Consider the following 348-nt stretch of genomic DNA (forward strand, 5'->3'; position numbering starts at 1 on the left):
GGACAATCTGTAGCTCACCCTGGATTATGGTTCACGGGTTATGGCAACTGGACAGGTGCAGCTTCAGCCACACTATTAGGTTCCGGCCGAATTGCTCGCGAGTTAATACCACAATTAGTAGCCACTTTATAAAGCTAGCTGATTGTTCGCCTTGCGAACATTCAAAACAAGTGTAACTACCAGTGCTACATTTAGTGCCGCTATGCAAAGCATCGTGATTAACAGCGTTGTGGCACTCCCTCCGTCCAGTAACACCGCCCCTAAAGATGGTGCCAATGCCTGAACTAAAAGGCTTGGCATTGCTAACTTCCCCATATTCGACGCGTACTCAGATGGGTCAAACAATGC

General features: G+C 48.0%; 1 pseudogene. It reads right to left on the reverse strand.

What is annotated here, in order from left to right:
- Positions 1–126: 126 nt before the first annotated feature.
- A pseudogene (locus HBA93_RS19610) lies at positions 127–348 on the reverse strand (MFS transporter); the annotation flags it as partial.

The organism is Ochrobactrum sp. SFR4, assembly GCF_019730395.1.
Classification (GTDB): Bacteria; Pseudomonadota; Alphaproteobacteria; order Rhizobiales; family Rhizobiaceae; genus Pseudochrobactrum.